At 40.0% G+C, this 26176-nt stretch carries 18 protein-coding genes; 11 read left to right on the top strand and 7 right to left on the bottom strand.

Annotation, left to right across the window (positions count from 1 at the left end; all coding sequences use genetic code 11):
- The first annotated feature begins 15 nt into the window (after positions 1-15).
- A complete protein-coding gene (locus IEE83_RS07035; protein ID WP_194119902.1) occupies positions 16-1278 on the top strand; it encodes a tetratricopeptide repeat protein in 1263 nt (420 codons plus the stop codon).
- Positions 1279-1384: 106 nt separating this feature from the next.
- On the opposite strand, the gene IEE83_RS07030 is transcribed toward IEE83_RS07035, so the two are convergent.
- From IEE83_RS07030 to IEE83_RS07015, 4 genes are all read right to left on the bottom strand, one after another.
- On the bottom strand, positions 1385-1792 hold the full coding sequence (locus tag IEE83_RS07030; RefSeq protein WP_194119901.1) for a DoxX family protein: 408 nt from the start codon (positions 1790-1792) through the stop codon (positions 1385-1387).
- Positions 1793-1877: 85 nt separating this feature from the next.
- Positions 1878-2537 carry a nucleotidyl transferase AbiEii/AbiGii toxin family protein gene (locus tag IEE83_RS07025; RefSeq protein WP_194119900.1) on the bottom strand — a complete coding sequence of 220 codons (660 nt, stop codon included), beginning with the start codon at positions 2535-2537 and terminating at the stop codon, positions 1878-1880.
- 6 nt (positions 2538-2543) lie between these two features.
- Positions 2544-3029: a helix-turn-helix transcriptional regulator gene (locus IEE83_RS07020; protein WP_194119899.1), complete on the bottom strand. Its 486-nt coding sequence runs from the start codon at positions 3027-3029 to the stop codon at positions 2544-2546.
- A 114-nt stretch (positions 3030-3143) separates the two neighbouring features.
- The gene (locus tag IEE83_RS07015) at positions 3144-5546 is read right to left on the bottom strand and encodes a TonB-dependent receptor (RefSeq protein ID WP_228101708.1); all 2403 of its coding nucleotides are present in this window, start codon (positions 5544-5546) and stop codon (positions 3144-3146) included.
- 109 nt (positions 5547-5655) lie between these two features.
- Between IEE83_RS07015 and IEE83_RS07010 the strand changes: the two genes are divergently transcribed.
- The 5 genes from IEE83_RS07010 (at position 5656) to IEE83_RS06990 (ending at position 15409) form a co-directional block, all read left to right on the top strand.
- Positions 5656-7323 (top strand): histidine kinase, encoded by a 1668-nt coding sequence (locus IEE83_RS07010; RefSeq protein WP_228101707.1) that lies wholly within the window; start codon positions 5656-5658, stop codon positions 7321-7323.
- Positions 7320-8018, top strand: coding sequence for a LytR/AlgR family response regulator transcription factor (locus tag IEE83_RS07005; RefSeq protein ID WP_194119897.1), 699 nt, complete (start codon positions 7320-7322; stop codon positions 8016-8018). The genes IEE83_RS07010 and IEE83_RS07005 overlap by 4 nt, the downstream gene beginning before the upstream one ends.
- A 444-nt stretch (positions 8019-8462) precedes the next feature.
- The gene (locus IEE83_RS07000; RefSeq protein ID WP_194119896.1) at positions 8463-11786 is read left to right on the top strand and encodes a SusC/RagA family TonB-linked outer membrane protein; all 3324 of its coding nucleotides are present in this window, start codon (positions 8463-8465) and stop codon (positions 11784-11786) included.
- Positions 11787-11791: 5 nt separating this feature from the next.
- The gene (locus IEE83_RS06995) at positions 11792-13252 is read left to right on the top strand and encodes a SusD/RagB family nutrient-binding outer membrane lipoprotein (protein ID WP_194119895.1); all 1461 of its coding nucleotides are present in this window, start codon (positions 11792-11794) and stop codon (positions 13250-13252) included.
- A 165-nt stretch (positions 13253-13417) separates the two neighbouring features.
- Positions 13418-15409, top strand: a complete 1992-nt coding sequence (locus IEE83_RS06990; protein WP_194119894.1) for a M1 family metallopeptidase — start codon at positions 13418-13420, stop codon at positions 15407-15409.
- 10 nt (positions 15410-15419) lie between these two features.
- Here IEE83_RS06990 and IEE83_RS06985 read toward each other — a convergent pair whose 3' ends face one another.
- The gene (locus IEE83_RS06985) at positions 15420-16802 is read right to left on the bottom strand and encodes a sulfatase family protein (protein ID WP_194119893.1); all 1383 of its coding nucleotides are present in this window, start codon (positions 16800-16802) and stop codon (positions 15420-15422) included.
- Positions 16803-17344: 542 nt separating this feature from the next.
- On the opposite strand from IEE83_RS06985, the gene IEE83_RS06980 reads away from it, so the two are divergent.
- Positions 17345-18952 carry a hypothetical protein gene (locus IEE83_RS06980; protein WP_194119892.1) on the top strand — a complete coding sequence of 536 codons (1608 nt, stop codon included), beginning with the start codon at positions 17345-17347 and terminating at the stop codon, positions 18950-18952.
- Positions 18953-19065: 113 nt separating this feature from the next.
- On the opposite strand, the gene IEE83_RS06975 is transcribed toward IEE83_RS06980, so the two are convergent.
- Complete coding sequence (locus IEE83_RS06975) at positions 19066-20109, bottom strand: GlxA family transcriptional regulator (RefSeq protein ID WP_194119891.1); 1044 nt, start codon at positions 20107-20109, stop codon at positions 19066-19068.
- Between the two features lie 126 nt (positions 20110-20235).
- Between IEE83_RS06975 and IEE83_RS06970 the strand changes: the two genes are divergently transcribed.
- Positions 20236-20718: an SRPBCC family protein gene (locus IEE83_RS06970; RefSeq protein WP_194119890.1), complete on the top strand. Its 483-nt coding sequence runs from the start codon at positions 20236-20238 to the stop codon at positions 20716-20718.
- Positions 20719-21562: 844 nt separating this feature from the next.
- Positions 21563-21994 carry a hypothetical protein gene (locus IEE83_RS06965; RefSeq protein ID WP_228101706.1) on the top strand — a complete coding sequence of 144 codons (432 nt, stop codon included), beginning with the start codon at positions 21563-21565 and terminating at the stop codon, positions 21992-21994.
- Between the two features lie 130 nt (positions 21995-22124).
- Here the strand turns inward: IEE83_RS06965 and IEE83_RS06960 are convergent, their stop codons facing one another.
- Positions 22125-23999 (bottom strand): M1 family metallopeptidase, encoded by a 1875-nt coding sequence (locus IEE83_RS06960; RefSeq protein ID WP_194119889.1) that lies wholly within the window; start codon positions 23997-23999, stop codon positions 22125-22127.
- Between IEE83_RS06960 and IEE83_RS33530 the strand changes: the two genes are divergently transcribed.
- Both IEE83_RS33530 and IEE83_RS06950 read left to right on the top strand, forming a co-directional pair.
- The gene (locus IEE83_RS33530) at positions 23980-24303 is read left to right on the top strand and encodes a helix-turn-helix domain-containing protein (RefSeq protein ID WP_194119888.1); all 324 of its coding nucleotides are present in this window, start codon (positions 23980-23982) and stop codon (positions 24301-24303) included. The genes IEE83_RS06960 and IEE83_RS33530 overlap by 20 nt on opposite strands.
- Before the next feature lie 151 nt (positions 24304-24454).
- The gene (locus IEE83_RS06950) at positions 24455-25801 is read left to right on the top strand and encodes a Gfo/Idh/MocA family protein (RefSeq protein ID WP_194119887.1); all 1347 of its coding nucleotides are present in this window, start codon (positions 24455-24457) and stop codon (positions 25799-25801) included.
- Positions 25802-26176 lie beyond the last annotated feature (375 nt).

Here is a 26176-nt window from a genome sequence, read left to right as displayed (position 1 = left end):
ATCCAATGTCACGAAATGAATAAAATATTACTTTTTTTTCTTTTACTTATTAACTCCCATCTTTTACAGGCGCAGTCGACCACGACGATTTTAAAAGAAAAAAGCCTGATCAAAGGACAAACCATTTATTTAAACAGCAAAGCAAGACTTGGCGGAAAAAACCGATTGGTGATACCTATCCAGCTTCCGCCTAATACCGTTGCCTGGTACTATTCCTTTGCAACTGTTGCCACCAGCAATGCAAATCAGCGCGTGCAAAGTTCGGGTTTGGAAATGCAGATTGCACGGCTCATTACGGATGGCGCGTTAAATCTCATCGGGGCCGGTTTGGTAACCAATGTTGTGGCACAGCTGATAAAACCCTCAGGAAGCGGATCGGTCGATATTTACCTGACGGATGCGAACGGACTAAAACAATTTGAGAAAACGGATCTGGTCGGCATGTATAGTTATAACGTTCCAGCTTTTTACAAAGAAGGAACTGCTCAAAATAGTCGTAATGGCATTTTTCAAATACCTATTATTAGGAAAGATCTTTCACTTTGCCTGAGAAATCCGAGTGTAACCGAAGGTGTTGCCGTTTCACTTGACGTCGTCGCCATTGTTTCTAGCAAAGAATACAGAGAAATCTGGACTTCAAAGAGCACAGAAACTCTTTATAATGATTGTTTATCAAAGTTCAGTATCAAAGATGCAGCCAGCGAAAAAATTTGTGATTGTGCAAAAAATCAGATTCAAACGAGTTATCTGCCCTCTGCATTTGTTAATCTTTCCAATACGGAAAAAGACAAAATTATTCGGGACAACATAAAAAACTGCACCCTGAAAATGGGTTCAGAAGGTTTGCTCGATAAAGAAGAACGTGTAAACGAAATATTTCAGTTAATCAAGGGACAAAAGCTTACCAAGGATTTGCCCGGACTTAATGTATCCTACAACGAATTGATCTCACTTGGTGTAACAACCCCTCAGGTTTACAATGGATTGGCTTTTAACCTGCTTTGCCAGCAGCAAAATGAAGAAGCAAAGAAAAATATAACACTGGGGCTAGGCAAAGATTCACAGGATTTGTATTTGCTCGAAAATCTTGGAAATTATTATCTTTTGACCGGTCAATACGATCTGGCTATGGAAATTTACCAGGCGCATAAAAACAAAAAAATGCCTGATAAACGTAGATTCAAGGAAAGTCTGGCTCAGGATTTAAAAGAATTTGAAAGATCAGGAATCAAAAATATTAACTTTGAAAAGGTAAGGAAAGAGCTGAAAATCAAATAAATCTGGCAAAAAAATCTGAAAATTAAACTTATACAACACTCTCAGACATCTTTGTTAGTACATTGAAAGATGTCTGAGAGTGTTCTTCCCCACTCCTGCCTATATCCTATTTTGTAATTTCCTTACTCTTTTTACCCGTACTTTTAAGTGCCCAATAGACCAGAACGGGCTGAAAAAATAAACGTGCGAAGCGCTTTCCATCGGTATCCAGTCCAAATGCACTTCTGTGATTTATAAGTTGTGAAATATTACCCGGAAAAACAGCGGTAAAAAATGCAGCGGCAATTTTGCCAATCGTTTCCTTGTTTTTTTTGTTTGCAAGAATCAATGCACTTCCCATTGCAACTTCTGCGAAGCCGGAATATACAACGGTATCATCCTTTTTAAGTGGAATCACATCTGGCACCTGCGCCTGGAATTCTTTTCTTGCAAAGGTAAGATGGCTTATCCCCGCAAATACCAAACCCGCTCCAAGAATAATTCTCGCTGTCGTTTTTATGTCTTTCTCTTTCATTGGTTTTTAGTTTTTTTGAAAGAGGGTACAAATACTATTCCATTAATCAAGATTAGTTTAGCCAATGTTGAGAAGCCCCTATCAGTTAAATGCCAATCTCAAACTTTGCAACGGCCTCCTCTATATCTTCCTTTATAAATTCCCAATACTTCCCTCTTAAACAAATTGGATCAAAATCATTATCTGCTTTGGTAAAATCTATAAAATTATGAATGATCAGATCCGGGTCATGATTAAACTCATAACGCAGCTTGTGAAGCTCCAACATAGTTTTTATATCATAGTTGGAAAGCAGTTCATGCAAATCCCAAAAATCCTTTTTCCGCCCACCGCGCTGTACAACATCGATTTTCATAGCAACAATTTCGTCAACAGTTGCCATTCGAATTGTATCCTTTTCAAAAACCGGATGTATAAATTTATCGGTGTAATAGATGTCCAACTTAATCAAATTATCTCTATTCGTACCAATTGTGTACGACTTTCCCATTCCCGGCAAGAATTCCGAAAAATGGTCCAAATAAGAAAAAGTATTTTTTAGAAAATGTTCTATCTTGTCAAAATCAATACTACCATAGGAAGAATCAGAGAACAGATCAATATCAATGGACGTGCGATGACCTAATTGCAAACTCAATGCGGTACCTCCAACTAATCTAAATGAAACAAATTCCTGGGCTGACATTAGCGTGTTGAGACTTTCTTGCAAAAGTTCACTAACCGTATTGTAATATAATTTAGACATTTTCAATTATTTCAGATTGATCAGAGGAAGCTTTTTATCCTTAGCCATCAGTACGGATTGAACTTTCTCTACACCATAAAAATTGGTTATCTCCTCTTTTTCTTTATTATTTCCACGCTCAAATACTCTCTCAATCACGGCAACATATTGTCGTAACCAGTCAATCCGGTTAATCTCAGTATCCCAGAAAAGGGATTGCCTTAGCAGAGATAAGTCTGGTGCTGAGTTCTCCTGCTTATTCTTTTCTTCTTTTATATCGTAATATGCCTGCAAAAAAACCAATGTTCCTTCTTCTAACTGCAATTCCTTTTCAATTTTCAGAGCGAGCGCCGTGTTCAAATTTCGCCTGCCCTTAGTAATAGCATTGAATGTCTGAGGATGTTCTGCTATTGAAAGTGCAAAGGGCCGCTGTTTAAGCGATCGCTTTTTCAATTCCCTATCAAGAACAATCCCCGGATGAATCCCTTTATATTTTTCAAACTGCTTTTCCATGCAATAAATGTAAACAAATTTGTTTACATTTATTGCCTTATTTGTTTATCAAAGATTAAGTTTTCGGCGATGATCGCCGAAAACTTAATCTTTGATAAACAATGCAAAAACTTTCTATTCCCTATTTCCTCTCCTGGCCTGCCTCACCGCCTGATTTCCTTTACCATTCAGTTTAAATAATAAGGTTAATCTATACCGGGCAGCATTTGGACGGTTTATCTGGGTTTGCAAGTAGTTGTTGCCTGTTGTAGTCGTTTTATAATCCCGCAGATTGAAAAGGTTTGTTACATCAAAAACAACAGTCGACGCATTTTTTAAAAGGTTTTTGCTTATCCCGAAATCAATATAATGTATCGCCGCTGTATGTCTTTGTGCGTTGCTTTGAGCACCTGTGAAATTGTATCGAAATTGAAAACTTAGCTGATGTTCCAGTTTAAGCTGGGCACTGAGACGACTTGTTAACGCATCACCCAAATAATCAAAATTGTGCTCCTCATAAAAGCCCTTTTGCTTAAATCTGTAAGCATTCAATTCTGCATTAAGCTGTAAAAATTTTAACGGATTATATAGGACTGATAACTCAATTCCACTACGAATTTCACGATCGATATTAACAGGAGATGTAATAAAAATCCCCTGTTGATTTCGGAAAGTGTAATCCAGAATAATGCCGGAATTATTCTGATAATAAACGGATGGGTTTATAGTAAGCACATTGCCGTTTTTTAAAAAGCCAAATTCGAATACATCTGCATAAGATGGATTGAGCTGCGGATTACCAACATAACGGGAATTAAAATCCGTCAGCTCATTGAAAGGATATAAAAGACTAAGTGATGGCCGGTTTATTCTTTTGCTGTAATTTCCCTGAAAAGTAGCACCAGAGGAGAGCTGATACGTCAAATGCGCAGTTGGGAAAAACCGTGTATAATTTCTCGACCGGTCATAAATATGGTCTCTGTCTTCAATTTCAATCATTGTATATTCCGTCCGCATACCCAGCTGATAAGCCAGATTTCCAATTTTACTTTTCAACTGAACATATCCACTTCCAATCAATTCGTCATAGTTCAGCTGATTATCAATGTTATCGATGATACTCCACCGGTCATCTGTTTGCTGTTCCGCTTTGAATAATGAAGTAACATTTCTTTTCTCCACTTTCAATCCAAATTCCAAAACTGCATTACTATCCAATGGCTGAATCAGATCTGTTTGCAATAAAAAGTCTTTACTTGAACCGATCGAGCTGGTACGAATGGTGGCAAGCGGCTGCTCAGCCGGCAACAACTTTTTCGTTGTCAGATTCCAATCCTTATCGCTGTTCCAGAAATCATACTGCATATCCACAGTATATTTTTTTCCCGGGCGGCTGAACAGTTTTGTGTAATTAAATTCCAGCTGGTTATAGTCGCGCTTTTCCCAGGATTCACCATTTCGCAGCAGCGTGCTATCGGTTTTTGTATTATTGGCGTACTCATATAAGAGCGAGGTTTTATCATGATCTTTGGTAGCATTTTTCAAAAATGCAGCCGTGATAGTATTCTTTTTATTTAAGAGATAATCGGCACCGACGTATAAAAGCCTGCCGTCATCATGGCGTTTTTCGTTCTGACGCTGATTTAAAAAAGTACTCACTTCATTATCTTCCGTAACCTGTCTGGTTTTATAAAGGCCGACATAATCTGAAAAACGGATACCCAGCGTCGCAAACAGATTTACTTTATCAGATTTAAAATTAAGACTGGGACTGATTCTGTTATCATTAGGTATCCCGCCGACCAATCGCAATTGACCATTAAAACCTGCCTTTTTATTTTTCTTTAAAACAATATTGATAATTCCAGCTGAACCCGAAGCATCATAACGGGAAGACGGATTTGTGATCACTTCAACCCGCTCGATCTGATCTGCCGGAATCTGTTCCAGGGCGTTGGCCTGAGTAAGTCCGCTGCGGCGACCATTGATCAAAATCAAAACATTGCTGTTGCCCCGCAGACTCACCGCTCCCGAAGGACCGACACTGACCGAAGGCACACCATTAAGCAGTTCCGTAACTGAACCGGTCTGTGACAAAATATCTTTCCCAACTTCAAAAACCTTTTTGTCAAGTTCCAGGCTAACTGCTGCCTTTTGTCCTGTAACAGAAACTTCTTTTAACTGAATGAGGTCCTGTTGAAGCCTGATTTTACCCAGATCAATGGATTTGCCGGAAACAGTTGATCTTAAAGATTTGGAATAAGTTTTGTACCCAACAAAACTGAGCTGAATTACGACGTCTCCTTGAACAGAATTGGCCAGTTCAAAATATCCTTTATCATCTGTTAAGGAATTAGAGAGGATTTTTGATGACTGATCTTTTATGCTAACCGTCACAAAAGGCAATGGCATTTTGGTCAGAGAATCGACCGCAAAACCAAAGATCAAACCCGAATTTTTCGTCTCAACGGGCGGCTGTGCCATCCCTTCCAGAAAGCACAAAAAGAAAAATAAGCAAAGCGTATATCGTTTTTTCATGAGGCAAGTTTAGCGTGTGCTGGCTGGTACCAAATGAAAAATCATTTCAACAGCATTATATCCTTTTCAAATGCACTTTTGTGATTTATCTTCCTGTTACCTTTGCCTTATGCAACGCCTCTATTTTCTTTTAGCCCTCATTCCTTTTTTTGTTTCCTGTAAATCCGATGTGGTTTATGAGGAATATCCGGTTGTGTATCAAAACGGCGACAGTATTTTGTGGGCGAATAAAAATTATGACGATTCAGACTGGGCAACGGAGCAATCATCTGGAAAGGAACAGATTTTCTGGGTCCGTACACATATCAAAATTGCTAAAAACCCACCGGCGATGGCAGGTCTTGAAGTCCACGGCTTCGGCGCTTTTCAGCTATATTGGGATGGCGTGTTTATTGGGAAAAATGGGAATATCCGGAATAAAAACAAGCCGGAAATTCCGGGAACAGAAACAACATGTTACAGTTTGCCCGATTCTTTAACCGCAGCCGGAATGCACATTGTTGCCCTCCGGGCGTCGCAGTCTTACCTTACTACGGAACAGCGCGGATTTTTTGTCAAAATGGATCTTTATAAAACTTTACTAACCCGGCCGTTAATCATCACTTCGCTGATGAATCTGATGTCCGGTGCATTTCTGATCGCTTCTCTGTATTATTTCTTTTTATATTTTAACAGCAGCAAACCGCAGCAAACCACATTGATCTTTGCAGTTATCTGCCTTCTTTTTTTCGCATTATTGATCCTTGAATACATAAAATTTTATTTTGACATACCTTATACAGCATTTTTTGTCCGACTGGAAGGTATAGGCATACTGACAATGATCATTGCCGTGTTGGTGCCTCTTTATTTTACCATTCAGTTTAATTTCAAATGGAAAAAAGTGCTGACTGGAATTCTGATTGCATCACTGCTTTCAATATACTTTTTAAATTACCGGCACTACGACAGCAATGCTCAGTCTTACAGTATTTGCATGTGGGTTGCTTCTACCATAGTGGTATTCAACGCGATCTGGCAAAAAGAAAAAGGGGCCATTCTGGTATTGGCCGGACTTCTGTGCAGCATTGTGGTCAACAACTATCTTGTTTATGATTTTGGCTTGTTTATCAGTTTTACAATCATTGTGTTATGCATGCTGTACCTCCATTCCATACGCAGCCGGGTCATCGAGGACGAATATCATTCTTCATTGCTGCTTTCTTCAAGATTACAGCTTGAACTGGTCAAAAAGAACATTCAGCCACATTTTCTTAAAAACACTCTTACTTCACTGATCGACTGGGTAGAAGAATCGCCCAAACAGGGTGCTGAATTTATCCATGCTTTGGCAGCAGAATTTGATATCATGAACACGATTTCGGAAGAGGTTCTTATTCCGGTCAGACAGGAAATTGAACTTTGCAAGGTTCATCTTACCGTCATGCAGTTCCGAAAAGAAATCAATTACCACTGGGAAGAATACGGGATTGATGAAGCCGAATTTATTCCTCCTGCGCTTATTCATACACTGCTGGAAAATGGTATAACCCATAGTATTCCAATAAATGATGAAGGCATCCGGTTCTGTTTACGCTTTTTGAATACTGAAACTTACCGTCAATATACCTTCGAAACCATAGCAGAAAACCGGGCGCCTTTCAGGCATAACAAAGGTGGAACAGGTTTCCGCTATATTCAGGCACGTTTAACTGAAAGTTATGAAGACAAATGGCAATTTTCCTCGGAAGCCTCACCTTCCGGCTGGTTATCTACCATTAAGCTTTATAAGAAATGAACGTACTGATTATTGAAGACGAAGCCAGAATAGCCAACAGACTGGAACGGATTACACGTAGTTTTTTTGAAGAAAATTTGTCGGCTCTAACCATTTGCGATTCATTACAAAAGGGACTGAATTATATTGAAAACCATCCGGTTGATCTTTTGTTACTGGATTTGAATCTAAATGGGGAAAACGGATTTGATGTACTGGAATCTGTCGTAGCCGGATCTTTTCATACTATTATCGTTTCGGCTTATACGGATAAAGCCATAACGGCTTTCACCTACGGCGTGCTTGATTTTGTTCCAAAACCTTTTGACCAGCCCAGACTGGAAATGGCTTTCAGGCGGATTTCAGTGGTCACAAAAGGTGTAGAAAGAAATATAAAATTCCTTGCTGTAAAAAAGTCCGGAACGGTACGGCTCATTGATATAAATGATTTGCACTACATAAAAGGCGCCGGTATTTATAGTGAATTATACCTTCAAAACGGGAAACAGGAATTGCACGACAAATCCCTTGAAAAACTGCAACAATTACTTCCTGACACCTTTGAGCGTATCCACAAATCCTACCTGATTTCGCTAGCCCAGGCAGAACGGATTCTAATACAGCCAGGCGGCCGCTACGGACTTTTGCTCAAAACCGGAGAAATTCTGCCTGTGGGAAGATCCCGGTACAAAGATTTAAAAGATAAAATGATCTAGCCAATAACTCGTAAAACGGTTATCTTCTCAATTTGTAGAAATCATCAAAAGCTACAATTCAAACAATTAAACTGTATTAAAAACTAATATTAAAGTTTAATTTGTTCGTTTTTGAAATATTCCATACAAATCACTACATAATCCAGATTTGCCAAAATTAGTTAAACAGAAAGATAATATTGGTAAACTATCCGGCAATTACCACGAAGAAATTACAATCGGCGACCAGTAATTTTACAATAAGAACTCCAAAGTAATATTAAGCCTGTAAGTGTGTGACTATTGCTATTTGAACCCATTGCTTAACCCACAAGCTATCCGGCCCGTTATCGGTTGAAAAGCGTCCGGGTTATACTATTAATTTCTGACTGACTGCCCGAACATTACTCGGTTAGTAAAAATATTTTCATGGATTTTAATTACTACAACCTATCTACAATAAGTATGAAACGACCTATCTTAATTTTTTCCATGCGTACCATGTTGGTCGCGGGCTCCGTATTTTTTTGCCTCCCGGCAAATAATACCGCCAGGGCGGAACGTGCAAAGCAGATTTCCAGGGTAGCAGAAATTGAAATCTCTGGTGTGATCACTTCCAAAGAAGACGGCAGTCCGCTTCCGGGCGCATCCGTGATGGTGAAAGGCGATTTAAACAACGGTACCACTACGGACGGAAACGGAAAATTCCGCTTAAAGGCTTCCGAAAACAGTACGCTTATTGTCAGCTTTATTGGTTACCTGACACAGGAAATCCCGGTGGACGGCAAAAGCATGATCAACTTGACATTGGTTGCAGATCATAAACTGCTTAATGAAGTCGTTGTAACTGCGCTTGGTGTTACGAGAGAGAAAAAATCGCTTGGTTATTCTATTCAGGAAGTAAAGGGAGCTGAACTTACCCGTAGTAATGAACAAAACGTACTAAACTCCCTTTCCGGAAAAGTGGCTGGTGTGCAGATTACAGCAGGTAGCGGCGCGGTTGGATCGGGTACAAGAATTGTTTTGCGTGGTAATAATTCCTTCGGAAATAACCAGCCGCTTTTTGTAGTTGATGGTGTTCCGATCAGCAATTTCTCAACGAATACCTCATCAGGTGGTGGCGTTGATTATGGAAATGCAGTTGCTGAAATTGACCCAAACAATATCGCTTCCATGTCTGTACTGAAAGGTGCAAACGCGGCGGCTTTGTATGGTTATCAGGCAGCAAATGGTGTAATTCTGATTACAACCAAAAACGGAAGAGGCGCTGGAAAAGGTACTTCGGTAACCTACTCAGGCGGATTTTCTTACGAGAAACCATACATTCTTCCCAAGTATCAGAACCAGTACGGACAAGGCGTATATGGTGAAGAGTACATGTGGAAAAAAAACGGAAACGGCCAGACCTATCAGGATTATGCGACCTCCACAGGTTTTTCTTATAAGGACGGGTTAGGTAATGGTATCAACGATGGTGTGGATGAAAGCTGGGGACCAAGACTGGATGCAGGTCTTATGATTCCGCAGTATAACAGCCCGTTGGATGCGAATGGAAACCGCACGGCAACACCCTGGGTTTCACATCCAAATAACGTAAAAGATTTCTTCCAGACTGGTTATACGATTGACAATTCTGTGGCTATCGCTTCCAGTTCTGAGGCCGGAGATACGCGTTTGTCATTTGGTCAGCAAAAGCAGATTGGTACTATCCCAAACACGGATCAGAAACGCTATACAATCCAGCTGAACACTACACAAAATATCACGAAAAGACTAAAAACGAATGCATTAATCAATTACGTTCGTACGGCTAATGATAACCTGGTTGGTCAGGGATACCATTCAAATAACCCGATGCAATCGATCGGTGGCTGGTTTGGGCGCCAGGTTGATATGGCAGATCTGAAAGCGCATTACAACGAGACTTTCGCCGACGGAATGCCTTACAACTGGAACAACAATTTTCATGATAACCCTTATTTCAATGTAAATAACAATACGCATTCACGTTATAAAGATCGTGTGTTTGGCAATGTAAGTGCAACTTACAAATTTGGTGAATGGCTAAGTGCTATGGCCAGAATCGGAACAGACTGGTCGGCTGAACGCCGAATGGAAATCATCCACAACAAGTCGAACGAAACTTTGACAAGTATGGCTGACAAAACCTGGGGCGGTGGAAAATTCACTGAATCAAAATATAATATCAATGAAATAAACGCTGACCTTATCCTTACAGGTCATGGTAATCTGACAAAAGATCTTACCCTAAGTTACACTGCCGGAGCCAATTATCGCAACTACAATTATAATTACAGCTCACTTGGTGCTGCGCAGTTAACCGTTCCTGACTTATTTACAATCAGTAACGCCAAAGGCAGCCCGACAACGGCTATGACAACCAACAAGCTGAGAACCAATAGTGTTTATGGACAAGCTTCACTTGGTTTCAAAGATTATCTTTACCTGGATTTGACAGCAAGAAATGACTGGAGTTCTACATTGCCAAGGGGAAACTGGTCTTACTTTTATCCTTCGGCAAGTCTTAGCTGGGTATTCACAAACGTGATTCCGGTGAATTCAGAAATACTAAGTTTTGGTAAACTTCGTGCAAGCTGGGCGTCTGTTGGTAATGGCGGAAGTCCTTACCAGTTACAATCTTCCTACATTGCAAATTCCACGGCTTTCAACGGAGTGACACTTTACAGTATTTCAAGCACTTTGCCTCCGCTTAACCTGAAACCTGAAAAAGCAAAAAGTACAGAGGTTGGTTTTGAATTGCAATTCCTGAATCGCCGGATTGGTTTGGATGCAACTTACTACAACAAAATTACCACCAACCAGATCATGCAGGTGAATATTTCCGGAGCTTCCGGTTATAGCACGATGCAGCTGAACGCAGGTGAAATTCAAAACAAAGGTGTTGAACTTCAATTAACTGCCGGAATTATTCGCAACCCGGGTGGATTTAACTGGGATATCAGCGCAAACTGGGCAAAAAACAAAAGTATGGTAAACGAGCTTTATCAGGATCCGACAACCGGTCAGAAACTTGAAGCGTATACGATCACTTCGGTTTGGGGACTTACGGTCGATGCAGTTCCCGGCCAGGCGTACGGTGTAATGAGAGGACCAACTTTCGCAAGAGATGCTTCTACGGGCGCTATCATTATCGGAAGCAATGGTTTGCCAACCTATAACTCTACACCAACAGCAGTAGGAAACGTAATGCCTGACTGGGTTGGAGGTGTTACCAACAGCTTTACTTACAAAAATTTCAACTTCAACTTTTTGTTGGATATGAGAAAAGGCGGTGATGTATTCAGCGTAACACAATGGTTTGGTTTGCAATCGGGTGTTACTGCGCCAACGGTGGAAGGCGGTATTCGTGAGAATGGTTTGGTTGTAGGACAGGACGTTCTTAAAAATGAAAAAGTAACCATGGCAGATGGAACGCCAAATACTATACGTGTTGGTGCGAGAGATTATTTCCAAAGCCTATGGGGTGGAAGAGAAACGGCGATTGTTGATGGAAGTTTTATAAAACTACGCCAGATTGAACTGGGTTATCAATTACCATCTGCTTTCACTTCAAAATATCCATGGCTTAAAGGTGCTGGTATTTCACTGTTCGCCCGTAACGTAGCCTTGCTTTATACTTCAAAAAGCAATGTTGCGCACATTGATCCTGAAACCGGATTTGGTGTTGGAAACGACGGGTTGGGAATCGAACAATACCAGATTCCTTCCAACAGAAGCATAGGCGTTAAATTAAATGTGAAATTCTGATCATTATGAAAAATATATCAACCTGTTTACTAATCCTCATTTTCCTGGCATTTACCGGACAATCATGTACCGACGATTTTGAGGAAATAAATACAAATCCTAACAGTCCTGTTGAAGCTCCTATTACTAATGTGCTGGGTTATGTGCTTACCGATTTCGCCACAAATTATTTCGGCGTTCTGGGTGATATGAACGAACCTTCAACATATTCCGGACATTTGGGAAAATTGCAATACATCGATGATTCCCGGTATATGTTTACTTCAATGAACATCAACACATTATGGACCGTGATTTACCGCGACCTGAAAAATGCCCAGGCAATTATCGACCAGGCGGACAAAACAGGTTCAAAAAACATGAAAGCAACGGGTCTGACATTGCAGGCTTTCATTTTGCAGATTGCGACGGACCGTTGGAGAGACATTCCATTTACAGAAGCTTTTAAAGGTGACGCTGGTTTTATTACCCCGAAATATGATACGCAGGAAACCATTTATCCTGCGATTATCACTCAATTAAAGACCGCTGCCGATTTATTTGCAGCAGGCGGAACGGATGTTTTGGGCGAAGGAGATTTGCTTTATGGTGGCGATGTAAAAAAATGGCAAAAACTTTGCAACTCATTGAGACTGCGTGTTGCGATCAGGATTTCGAATGTTAGTCCTGCTACTGCCAAACCAATTATTGAAGAAATCGCCGCAGCTCCTGCTACCTATCCGGTACTGGCCGCGAATACCGACAATGCTTTCCTGAAATGGACTGGATCTAGTCCTTACATTGAACCCTGGAACTCCAACTTCATGACCCGCGACGATCATGGCCCAAGTAATATTCTGATCAATTCTCTTAAACAGCTAAAAGATCCGCGATTGGCAGTTTATGCCAAACCGGCACCAAGCGACGGCGAATACAGAGGTGTGGAAATTGGCCCGCCAACTTCACCGGTAATTTCTAATTATTCCAGGATCGGCGTGAAATTCCGCGAAGACCCAACAGGATTTTCTCCGATGATGCGTTACAGCGAAGTGCTTTTCATCCTGGCCGAAGCTGCACAAAAAGGCTGGAATACGGGTTCAAGTACTGCCGAAACTTTATACAATAACGGCGTTACCGCTTCCTTGAATGAAAACGGGATTACCGATGCTTCCGTCATCAGCACGTACCTTGCGGGTTCTGATGTAAAATGGGATAACACAACAACAAAACTGTACACTCAAAAATGGCTGTCTCTTTACAAAAACGGCAACGAGGCTTGGGCTGAGTCCCGACGCACTGACATTCCTTTGATGCCGGCTGCGACAGGATCACCTTTCACAGGTCATACCCGCCCGCCATTCCGTTACCCTTATCCACCAACAGAAACCACTTTAAATGCAGGTAACAGCGCATCATTTATTGCAGAAATAAAAGACAATTTCTGGGGTAAAAAAATGTGGTGGGATACACGTACGGTGTCAAACTAATTGATTTATCATAAAATAAAAAGAGACAATATCGAAAGCGAAAGCCTGGATGTTGTCTCTTTTTTGTGTTAAAATAGAATCGAATCAAAAAAGAAAATATGAGTGCTTTTTACATTAAATCATTATCTTGATTTGTCAACTTATTCATCTGCCCAAAAAATATTTATGAACCGTTTTCTGCTGTCATTTTGCTTTTTTCTTTCCTATTGCTCCGTTAATGCCCAGTCATCGGAAAAGTCAAAATCAAAATTTGTTGCGTCTGAACTGTTTTCTTCATCGTCATTTTTGCCTTCCGGAAATTCCTACCGGCTGGCAACCGGTGAGCCTGGTCCGGATTACTGGCAAAACCGGGCGGATTATAAAATTGACGTATCGCTCGACGATAAAGCCGAAATTATTTCAGGTATTGAAACGATTACCTATTACAATAACAGTCCAAAAGAACTGACTTTTTTATGGCTGCAAATGGATCAGAATGTTTATCAAAAACATTCAAAAGGACTTGATGCGAAATTATTTTTAAGCAGCAATGCTGCGGAATCCAAATTCGAAGGCGGTTTTAATATTGAATCTATACTTTTGAATAACCGGGATAAAGCTACTTTTGCAATCCATGATACCAGAATGCGGATCGAATTGTCGGAACCGCTTCCTTCCGGACAAAAGATTTCTTTTCAAATTAAATACACTTACAAATTCCCAAGAAATTTCAGAAACGCCGATTTCAATGTAAACAGAACCGATATTCTTCCTACCAAAAACGGTGACATTTATTCGGTCGCTCAGTGGTATCCGCGCCTTTGCGTGCTTGATGACGTAAGCGGATGGAACACGCTCCCCTATCTGGGCAACGGTGAATTTTATCTGGAATATGGAAATTTCGATGTAAACATTACGCTTCCGTCAGCATACATCGTTGAAGCATCCGGTGATCTTCTCAATCCGGAAGAAGTATTAACGAGTACGCAATTGGAGCGATGGAAAAAGGCAAAAACTTCGTCTGAAAAAGTATTTATCAGGACTATTGAAGAAATTACAGATCCCACATCCCGGCCAGCAAAACCGCTTTGTACCTGGAAATTCAAATTAAATCAAGCGAGAGATTTTGCCTGGACTGCTTCAAAATCTTTCGTTTGGGAAGGACTTGAAATTGTTTTACCCAGTGGAAAAAAGGTTTTGGGAAGTTCCTTGTATCCAGTCGAATCCAAACGAAGTGATAGCTGGGATCGTTCAAGCGAGTATATCAAATTTACGTTGCAATATTTTTCAAAACAATGGTACGAATATCCCTACAACAAAGCCGTTAACGTCGCTTCCAATCTGGATGGAATGGAGTATCCCGGACTTGTTTTTTGTGCGGCAAAAGACAAAGGAAATATGTACTGGGCAGTTGTAAATCATGAGCTTGGGCATACCTGGTTTCCGATGATCGTGGGAAGCAATGAAAGAAAACATGCATGGATGGACGAAGGTTTCAACGCTTTTATGGATAACATGGCAACCAAAGATTTTAACGGCGGTGAATTTCCTGGTTATCCTGAAATTGATGTTCCTGTAAAAGCGCTTTTTGCAGATTCGCTTGTCGCGATTATGACCAGGCCGGATGTCATTCCCGGCAATCAGGTGTATACCATTCAATATCAAAAAGTTGCGTATTTACTTACATTATTAAGGGAAGAGATTTTGGGAAAAGAGCGGTTCGATCCTGCATTCCGGAAATACATCAGCGATTGGGCCTACAAACATCCAACGCCCTGGGATTTTTTCAGTAGTATCAACAGTTCAACCGGCGAAGATCTTAACTGGTTCTGGAAATCCATGTTTCTCGAAAATTATAAATTGGACCAGAAAATAACCCAGGTTGTAAATCCGCAAAAAGGGAAATCACAAAAAGCGAAAATTACGGTTGAAAACATGGGAAAAGCAGCGATGCCTTTAAAAGTTGAGGTTACTTTTGAAAACGGACAAAAGGAATCACACAATTTTCCGGTAGAAATCTGGGAACAGGGTCTCTCCTATTCATTTTCCCCTGATTCTGACGGCTCCGTTACCAAGGTCGTTATTGATCCCCAAAATATATTTCCTGATGTAAAAGCTGATAATAACAGCTGGACAATAAACGGCCAAAATACTAAAACCAAATCAGGAAAATTGTGACCTGAAACAATTACTTAACAGATTCTTTCAACGTTCCATAACGCTGGCGCAGCTGATCCAACTTGGCTTTATAAGCTTCATTTTTTGCAAGATTGGTGGTTTCGTGCGGGTCATTTTTTGTATCATAAAGCTCTTCATAATCGTGCTCGATATACTTCATATACTTAAAATCCCGGCTTACCACACCTTCAACTTTCGGCAAACGTGGGCTCCCCAAATAAGTATGTTCGTAAAAGAAATCATCCCTGTTTTCTGACTTTTTAAGCGTCATTTCAACCAGATTTTTTCCCTGAACCGCCTGAGGAACTGCTACACCGGCCAATGAAAGAATAGTTGGAGCAATATCAATATTCAGAGCAATTTGATCCGATTTTTTCCCTTTCAGTTTTTTATTCAAAGATGCACCTGAAATAATCATTGGCACCCTTATCGATTCCTCATATCCAAACCACTTGCCTTCCAGTCCATGTTCACCCAATGAAAACCCGTTATCTCCCATGAAAATAATGATCGTATTTTCGTCAATTCTTAACTCTTTGAGTTGTGCAACCAGATTTCCAACCACCTCATCAACGCCGGTAATCAACCGGTAATAATTTCTGACCGTTTCCTGATGTAGCTCAGGCGTTGCAAACAAAGGTTTCCAGCGGTCTCTTCCGATATTTTGATCCGTTCTGAAAAAATCCGGGAAACTATTCCAGTATTTCGGATCGGCTGTCAATGGCTCAGGAATGCTAACGTTTTTATACAAATCACGATACCGTTGCTGCACCGGATAGGTCGGCGGATTTCCGTCCAGTTCATGCGGCGCCTTAAAACTTACCGACAAACAAAACGGTTCCTTTCCGGCAAACTGGCCAAGAAACTGAGTGATATCTTTTCCAACACTGTCGGTATGGTGAATGATGTTTCCGCTTTTATTTTTGAGCTCGTAAACGGGTTGTCCTGTTTTTTCAGCAGCAAAATAGTCAAAAAGTGTGTCAGGAATATTTTGGGCACCAACACCAAATTTGCCAATAAAACCAATTTTATAACCTGCCTTTTTTAACAAAGCCGGATAGGTTTCAGAAAGCGCCTGCTTGCTGAAATCGGTACTGAAATCATTGATCTTATGACGGGATTCGTATTTGCCGCTCAAAATACTAGCCCGGCTAACACAGCAAATTGCCGTAGTAACATAGGCTCTTTTAAAAAGAATTCCGCGTCCGGCAAGTGCATCGAGATTCGGCGTTTGAATGATACGGTTCCCCATCGCACCCAATGCGTCCCAACGGTGGTCATCAGTTAGTAAAAAAATGATATTGGGACGAGGTTTGGACTTTTGCTGAGCAAAACAAGAAATATTGTAAAACAAAAAATAAACGGCTGATAATAAAATAGCTGTACGCTTCATTGCTATGTGAATCTATATTCGAAACTTATGCCCAACTTTACAAAGATCAATGATTCTCATAGCCAATCCACTTATGGGGCTCCATTTTTATTTTATTGTACCACAACGATAATTGCATTTTTAAAGACGAATTATTTACGAAGTTTCTTGAACGATTATCAAGGAAGTGTAACTACAAGTAAATATTTAAATAATCCAATTTCATCAGCAATTCTATTTAACGAAGCCGTATCAATTCTTTACCATTTACTAAGTATATTTTGTTAATATAAATAGTTTTATTTTACCTTTACCAAGATTTCATAGTAGATTTCGTCTTTTATTCAACGCTGCATCGTTAATTTTGGCTGGTCGTTCTTTTTGTATCAACGATAAGTTTTGTAACTTCTGTTGAAAATATTTTTTTCATCTCAGTTTTGTGGAATTACTTTTCAAAAGCACCGATACTTACCCTTCCAATCTTGAAAAGTTTTAGTTTAAAGTCCTTAGGTCAATTTATTTTGATCCTATTCCCGGTTATTTCTTTTGCTATATTCATTTGGATGCACGCAGTAAACGTGCCATTCAATGATGATGAAGGACTTTTGAGTACAGTAAATGACCTTGGGAACAAGAATTCGGATGTATTCGAAATCTTGTTTCGTCAGCACAACGACCACCGGATTCTATTTTCAAGGCTCGCCAGCATTGCCATTACTTTCCTGAACCACAAGCTAAGTTTCAGGATTATGATCATCTGCGGATACTTTAATCTGATTTTGCTTGGACATGCACTGTTTCTGGTTTACAAATCCTTCAATAAAGATGCTCTTTATTTTTCTCCGGTAGCATGGCTAATTTTTTCGCCAATCGTTTATGCAACCCATCTTTGGAGTCTTACAGGATTTGAACAATCCTTGTCCATTGCATTTTCACTTTATAGCCTCTATTTCCTGCAACCTTCCAGACAAAAAACCTGGTATTTTTCAATCCCGTTTGTGATGGCGGCCACCCTGGCAAATCTGGATGGTTTGAGTGTGATACCGCTGGCGTTGGTATGGCTTATCACACAAAAAAGAAAGAGAGAATTCTGGCTTTTCCTTTCTTTTTTAGTTGTTTATCTATTCCTCTTTTTTGCTAATTACCGTTCTTCCACGGTCATGGAATTCAGCGGTCCGTGGCAGGCTTTTCTGGAAGTATCCTCTGCTTTTGTTTTGTTTACCGGATCCGCAGTAAAAATACTATCAGATTCCAGAGTTTACCTGGTGACTTATGCACTTGGTGCATTTATTTTAATCGTATATCTGGGTTTTGTCGTTTCCAGGCTGTTCAGCAAAACCGATAAAAAGGATTTTATTTACCCCTTTACCTTTGTTGAAATAAGTTTTCTTAAACTATTGTCCTGCGCACTGATGATTGCCCTGGGAAGGGTAACAGACAGTTTGGCCAATATGCTTGCTGCCCGTTTTCAGATTTATTCTGCATGCATCCTGGCTTTGTTTTACCTTTTTGTTTTAAGTGGACTCAAAACCAGTAAATTGAAATCCTGGGCCTTCCTTTGTTTTGGTCTTTTGGGATTGTCGCTTAATTTCCTGTCTTACACAAAATATCAAAATGATGTTACCTATCACGTTGAGAAATTAAAAGCCGATTCTTATAACTTCCCAAATCACCTGATGTTTATATACCAATATTCCAACGGACTGGATCCCGCAGCTGATTTCTATAAAAATTATGCGTTTTCAAATTACTTCAAGAATGAAAAGATTTTCAGGCATGGAAATCTGGCAAGCCGGGAGGTTCCTTCGCAGATTATCTTTAAAAGCAAAAAAACCAACAATTCATTTAACTATCAAGGAAGTAACTTTCCGATAATCAGCTTTGAGATCAGCAATCTTCCTGCAAAAATGCCAAAGAAAAATGTCTTTCTGGTATTGTTTAATCATGAAAAAACAGAAGAAAAACCTTTCATCGTGGCCGTCAAGCATAACTACGACGGATGGTTCCGGTCTGTTTTAAATAAAAATGAGCAAGGTTCTTTGTGGGCGGAATTTCCGCGTAAGATGGATGGCAATTTGTATGACGTTGCGCTTTGCCAGACAAATCAGGGTGACAGCACAGCCATTTTAATCGCTAAAAAATTAGATCTGGACAGTATCAGCGAGGAGTGATTTTTAGAATGACAAGGCAAAAGGAATATTGACCGGATACAATATTCTGGATATGCACATATTGATAACAACTCCGTTTACGTGCAGATCAGCGATGAATATTAAACCTTATCTTAGTCACTTTGAAATTTATTCGGAATAAAATTAACCTCTAACGGTTTTTCATGAAAATCGAAAACGGCCAAAACAGATTCCCTGTTAAATCTCGCCTTGTAATCCAAGGGCGAAAGACCCGTTATTTTCCTGAAAACTTCTCTGAAAGCTTTATCATCAGAATAGCCGACGTCATTCATCACTTCAAAAACACTTTTCTTCCCTTTTTCCAAAGTCTTTTTAGCAACTTCTACTTTAACGCGCTGCAAATATTCTACGGGTGTATTTCCAACAGCTTTGAAAAAACGTCTGTCGAAATTTCTTCTGCTTATGGCCAGTTTTGAGGCGAGGTCACCGAACGAAATTTTTTCGCTCAAATTCTCCTCAATATAATTTTGTGCTTTACAGACAATATCATCACCATGGTTTTTTTGCGCCTGAAAAATAAAAAACGGCGATTGCGAAGCCCTTTCAATATCAATCTGAAAAACCTTTGAGCAGAAAATGGCCGTATCCCTGTCGAAATATTTTTCAACCAGAAACAGCATCAGATTTAAAAAGGAATAGGCGCCGCCATTCGTATAGATGCCTGGTTCAACGGTTAATAATTTGTCTACCTGAAGGTTGACATTTGGGAAAAGACGCCTGAAATCCTCAGCCGCGTTCCAGTGTGTAGAGCAGCATTTTCCTTCCAACAGACCAGTGGCAGCCAGTAAAAATGCTCCGGTGCAGATACTTGCTATTTCAGCTCCGCTTTTATATTGCCCTCTAATCCAGTCAATAAGCAACGCATTACTCATAATGACCCTATCGTACTCATGAGAAACCGATGGAATAATTAACAGATCTGTTTTTGGGATATCGCTGATATTGACGGGATGAATCGAAAAAAAACCGGCATCCAGTTTCAACTCCTGCACGAAACCGGCGATACGCACATTCATCATGGGCTTATTTCCCTTCTTTTGCCAATATCCATTGGCACGGTTGAAAATCTGAAATGCACCGGCTATGCTGCTCAGGTTAGCGTAGCCTTCGGGGACGATTATAGTAACATGTTTCATCTTTTTTTCTACAAAGGTAGAAATTCGTCTTGTCCAAATCAACCCGCCAGGAAGTCCATTTCACCCCCTAAGCGATTGATATTTAGACAATACATTTGTGATATTGATAATCTAATCAAATTAAAAATGGCTGCATCAGACTTTTCTACAACCTTATGGGTTGATCAATCTCCCCTGGAAGCTTTCAACGCAATCAATAATGTTCGTGGCTGGTGGTCAGAAGAAATTGAAGGAGATTCCGACAAACTCAATGATGAGTTTGACTATCATTTTGTGGATGTCCATCGCTGCAAAATGAAGTTGATTGAAGTGATTCCCGGAAAAAAAGTCGTTTGGCTGGTGCTGGAAAACTATTTTAAATTTACAAAAGATAAAAATGAGTGGGAAGGCAACAAAATCAGTTTTGATATAGCTGATGTAGATGGAAAAACCCGGATTGTATTTGCCCACCTTGGTCTGGTGCCGGAATATGAGTGCTTTGAAATCTGCCGGAATGCCTGGACTCAATATATACAGCACAGTCTTGCCAGCCTGATTTCCACTGGTAAAGGCCAGCCTAACGCCAGTGGCAAGCCAACGACAGCAGATGAAGAGAGACTTAGTTCATAATTGAGGAAGCCATCAGATAAAATAAATCGGAATGAGTCGGTACGAAAATAATCTGTGAACTGAGTACCGAAGGGCAGACCACCACATTAGATTTTTTACATCAGGGCCTGAACAAGGATCTTCAATGTTACAACGTTTGCGAGGACGGCTGGATTACATTTCTGAGAAGCCTGGAATCTTATCTGAAAACGGGACAGGGAAAACCATTTTTGAAAAGAACAACCAAGACAGTTTGATAACGAAAAGTAAATTTTCAGAACCTGATTGAACCGCCAATCAATCATTTACTTCTACAAAAAACAGGTGTATTTTAACACCATTTTTTCCCGGCCCAAGATATCCTCAATTCGAAATTGATTGCCTGCAATCTGATACAAATATCAGATTGCATCCTCATTTGAAAAATGTAAATATATAACTATTTCATTATATACATCTTATAGAGCGAGATTTAGCTTCAACATTTCCAGATTATAAATTCTCCAAAAATACTTGTGTATTTTTACTAATCATTGTACTATTCAAATAAAAAGTCTTTAAGATTTAAAGATATTTCACCAAGCTTGAAATATTTGTAAACTATTGATTAACAATGTACGTTTATAAATAGTCGGGATAATAATAGTCTGACAAATTGAAATATTTTTTATTTAACAACATAATTATTTTAATAACAACAAATATTGAAATATCACAGTAAAACTCAGGTTTTATTTATCAACCTGACTTGACATTTAAAGAGAAAATTGTACTATAACAATTTTACAATATTTTCTACAACGAAAACTTTAAATGTTTAGCATCTAAATGTACTGCGGAATTCAATTTTTAAACGAGTAAGATTATGACACAAGAACAAAAACATATAGCAAAATCTCCACTATCAGATTTAAAAAATTCATTTCAGAATTTTCTTTCGACTTATACCAAAAGGGATAAATCCAAAGAACAGCAGAAGGTAGTTTCAGAAAACCGTTATTCGGTTTTGTATACTTTGAAATCTCAATACCACCATATTGGCTGCTCTTCTCAGGCAGAAGCACAATCTGTGCTTGGTCTTCTTATGACAGATGGAAACCGTATTCCGGTGGGAATTTATGATGAAAAAACTGACACTTTTGAATGGGAAATTATCGGTCAGTATTTTCATAGTCAGGATTCCGCAAGCGAACAGAATAGTCGTCTTGAGGAAGTATTGACAATCTCCCGCGCTTTACGCCGCAGAGATTCCAGCTGGCAACCTGGTTACCTTCAAAAACCAAGTTTCTTTGCCTAAGGTTTGGTGATTTATTGAAATCGGTAACGTTCAGGCTAAAAGTCAGCTAGTTAAGAAGATTAAAATACCGGCGTGATTTTACACGCCGGTGTTTCTTATTATCCGAACCATAAATTCCTGGAAACTTCAATTACTTTGTAGATATCCAAATATTATTTTCAGGCTGAACGTCTAGATCAAAATCTGACCCTAAAATAATTTTCTGCACTGGTTTATTGGAGGGTATATTAATTGTCACGGTTTTATTTCCTCCGGACCAACAGGCAATACTTGAATTTATCTTTTTTTGGCTGCCGTTTTTAAAATAAACGGTCAAATGTACAGGCACGGCCAGATTTCCCATGTTTGAAATCGTGATTTCGTGTTTTGTCGGCATGCTGTGTACCTTGCTTATTGCAAGATCCGGTATACCTTTTTCAAAAAACCAGCTTTTCCAAAACCAGTTCAGGTTTACACCCGAACCTGTGTTGATACAATTGAAAAAATCATGGGGCGTTGGATGCTTGCCTTTCCATTGACCAATGTAATATTGCATCGCTTTGTTAAACAGGGCATCACCCAGCATTTCTTTTACATAAAAATAGCCAAGCGCAGGTTTCAGGTTTTTTGCAACATATCTGGCCGCTCCCGCCAACTGCGGCGTCAGAGTCATCACGGGAAGCTCCTGTTCAGAGCCAACCACTGCATTGGCATCACTGATATCGTAATCCAGTTTGACCGTCGAATCAATCAAAGGATGCAATAAAAACTCAGAAAGTGTTGCAAAACCTTCATCCATAAACGAATATTTTGTTTCATTTATCCCGACATAAAATGGGAAAAGGCTGTGAAATATTTCATGTGCAGTGAGTTCAATTGCTTCCTGCGGTTTTGTTAGCGGACTGTTAACGACCATCATGGGATACTCCATTTCGGTGGGACCATCAAAAATGGTTTCATGAGAAAAGGGAAATGGCACTGCCGGAAATTTGTTACTGATTAAATCCACCGTCTTGCGTACATAGTTTATAACTGGCTGATATTCTTTATGATCCGGGTTGTAGATTGCATCCACCCGTGCGCGTCTCCCGCTGACCGGATCCACCACCAGGCTAGATGCTTTCCATACATAATGATTGCTGATTCCAAAAGCGAAGTCGGTTACATCATCTGCCTGAAATTTCCAGGTTTTGATCGATTTATCATCTGACAATGAGCCAGTTTTAAAATCTGCCTCTGTAATAATATCAATAACCTTATCACTTTTATTTGCCTGCCCGATCAGGCTGACATATTTTGGTTTAAAAACCTCAGCTGCATTTTTCAAATCGCCAGTAGCCCAGACCTGGTAATCTCCTGGAACCGTAATTTCTGCATTAAACTGGCCAAAATCATTATAAAATTCATATTGCCCGGTATAAGGATATTCATTCCATCCGTCTATATCATCGTATACCGCTATACGCGGGAAGAAGTAAGCTATAAAAAAAGCTCCCGAATCAATTTGACCGCCCCGGATAAAAGAACCGCGGTTCAGATCAAATGAATAATTTATATCAAACTTCACCTTTTCTTTTGGTAGAATTTTACCACTTCGTACGGTCATGTTTGTGCCTCTGATACTTAATTGTTTTGAATCAAGTTCCTTGCTGTTTAAACTGATTTTTTCAATCACAACGCCGTCCGTTAAATCCTGCGCTTTTACAGGAACGACACGAATCGCTTCTTTCTGATAGATATTGGGATATAATTTAAAGACCACTTTGCTCAGTGTGTCCGGGCTATTATTAAAATACTGAATATTTACGACACCTTCCAATTTCGCCGTTACTGGGTCAAAATTTACTTTTATATTGTAATCTGACCTGTTTTGCCAATAGTTCTTTCCCGGCGCTCCGCCCGGATCGCGTTGCTGTTTCAGATAAGATTTTTTGATGTTCGACGCTACGGGCAAAGATATCTGCGCATAGAGATTTTCATAAGTGAGTAAGCCAAGAAGCAGAAGAATGCCGAGGGTTTTATTCATTGAGTTGGGGCTAATTAGATCGAATATATTATCAGCAAAAACGCCATTTACTTGCCTGAATTGTTGTGATCGGCAAATAAAGTACGCTCTCAGCGATGGATCAATTGGATTTACCGCCAGTTATCATATACAAAAGCGGGGGGTTCTGGAAGCAAAAAGACTGGCTCTGAATCCGGAAATAAAAATAAAATCAATTGCTTTTCAGCTTGGATATGTAGACGTTGCCCATTTCATTAAGTTTTTCAAAAGCTGCAACCGAATAAGTTTCACAGATTTTAGAAAAATAAATTTGATGCAGAATTAAATTCAATATTAGTTTCATTTCCCATGGAAATCCTAACATTAACTCCAAGTAAATTTCAGTCGAAATCGCCTTCATTTGAAATAGGATTCAAAAAATTTTCTTCCGGAAAATATACTGTCCGATTTCATCAAAACGTACAATGAGCCATTTTATGGAACAAAGAAGGGATTTCTTAAAGAAAATAGCAGTGACTTCCACAGGCATTGCCCTGGGCGGCACCGCATTTGGATTCAGCGCAAAAAGCTACAACCGGATTATCGGCGCAAATGAACTCATACGCGTGGCTACGATCGGTGTAAACAGCAGAGGAAAAAGTATGTCTGCCACTTTTGCCGGACAGAAAAATGCCGAAGTTGGTACGGTTTGCGACGTGGATTCGCGGGCAATTCCACTCGCGATTGAGGAGATCAAAAAAGTCAAACCGGCTGCGACGCCCAAATCCGAGAAAGATTGCAGAAAAGTTTTGGAGGACAAATCTATTGAAGCAATTTATATCGCAACGCCGGATCACTGGCATGCGCCGCTGACCATTATGGGCTGCCAGGCAGGAAAACATGTGTATGTTGAAAAGCCGCTCAGCCATAATCCCAGAGAGGGTGAATTGGCGGTGGAAGCGGCAAGAAAATATAAACGTATTGTTCAAATGGGAGCCCAGCGCCGGTCGGCACCGGTTTTGACGCAGGGAATTAAGGAACTTCATCAGGGAATTATTGGTCGCGTTTATCTTGCAAAAACCTGGTATACGAACAATCGAAAGTCAACCGTACTAAAACCTGGGACAATTCCATCATGGCTGGATTATGATCTGTGGCAGGGACCCGCGCCGAGAATGACTTACAAAGAGGGATTGATACATTACAACTGGCACTGGTTTTGGCATTGGGGAACCGGTGAAGCGCTTAATAATGGTACGCATGAAGTAGACGTAGCACGCTGGGGACTTGGTGTTGACTTCCCAACCCGGGTGAGCTCTGTCGGCGGAAGATATGAGTTTAAGGATGATTGGGAAACGCCTGATACACAAGTAGTAACAATGGATTATCCTGGCCGCATATCATTATTGTGGGAATCCAGAAGCTCTAACGGAAGAAAAATTGAAGGGCTTGACCGGGGAATTATTTTTTACGGAGAAAATGGAAGTCTGGATACTGGTGGCGACAGCTATACAGTATATGATCTTGACGGCAAAAAAATAAGAGAAGTAAAGGCAACCGATCAAGCGGCTGATATACAAGGCCGAAATACAGCAAGTCCAAGCCTTGGCATGGACAATCTGCATGTGATGGATTTTCTGGATGCGATAAAAAATAACCGTTTGCCTAACTGTGATGTTGAAATCGGATTTAAAAGTGTTGTGGCTATGCAATTGGGCAATATCGCCTGGCGCGTTGGTCGCGACTTAAAAATCGATCCGAAAAATGGTCATATCATAGGTGATTCGGAAGCAGAAAAATTATGGTCGCGTGACTATGAGAAGGGCTGGAAACCTGTTGTCTAACATTCGATTTATTAAAAAGCCGGAAAGATCATATGGTTGATTTCCGGCTTTTGCTTTTAAGTTTAAATCAAAAATTTCACCCCGCAATTACCATCCTGATTTTTCATTATTCCAACAAATAAATAATCTTTTCCCGAACGCTTCCTGGATTTTACCGGTGAAATCGGCTGCTTTCTCCACCAATCTCCAAACCTTATCGACAAACACATAATTAGCTCATTTTAAACATAATAAACCAAGTTTAGGGATATAAACCTGTTCTTTGTCACGGAACTTTTGCTCTCTGTCGAATCAAATTTTTTGCTGTTGTTTTCAGCCGTATTCTTGCATTATCGGAAGGCAGCAGAACGCTGCCGGCAAAACATTTAAACAACA

The organism is Dyadobacter subterraneus (assembly GCF_015221875.1).
In the GTDB taxonomy this organism is placed as follows: Bacteria; Bacteroidota; Bacteroidia; order Cytophagales; family Spirosomataceae; genus Dyadobacter; species Dyadobacter subterraneus.
The sequence above is the reverse complement of the archived record's forward strand: the minus strand, read 5'-3'. Positions and strand labels throughout refer to the sequence as shown.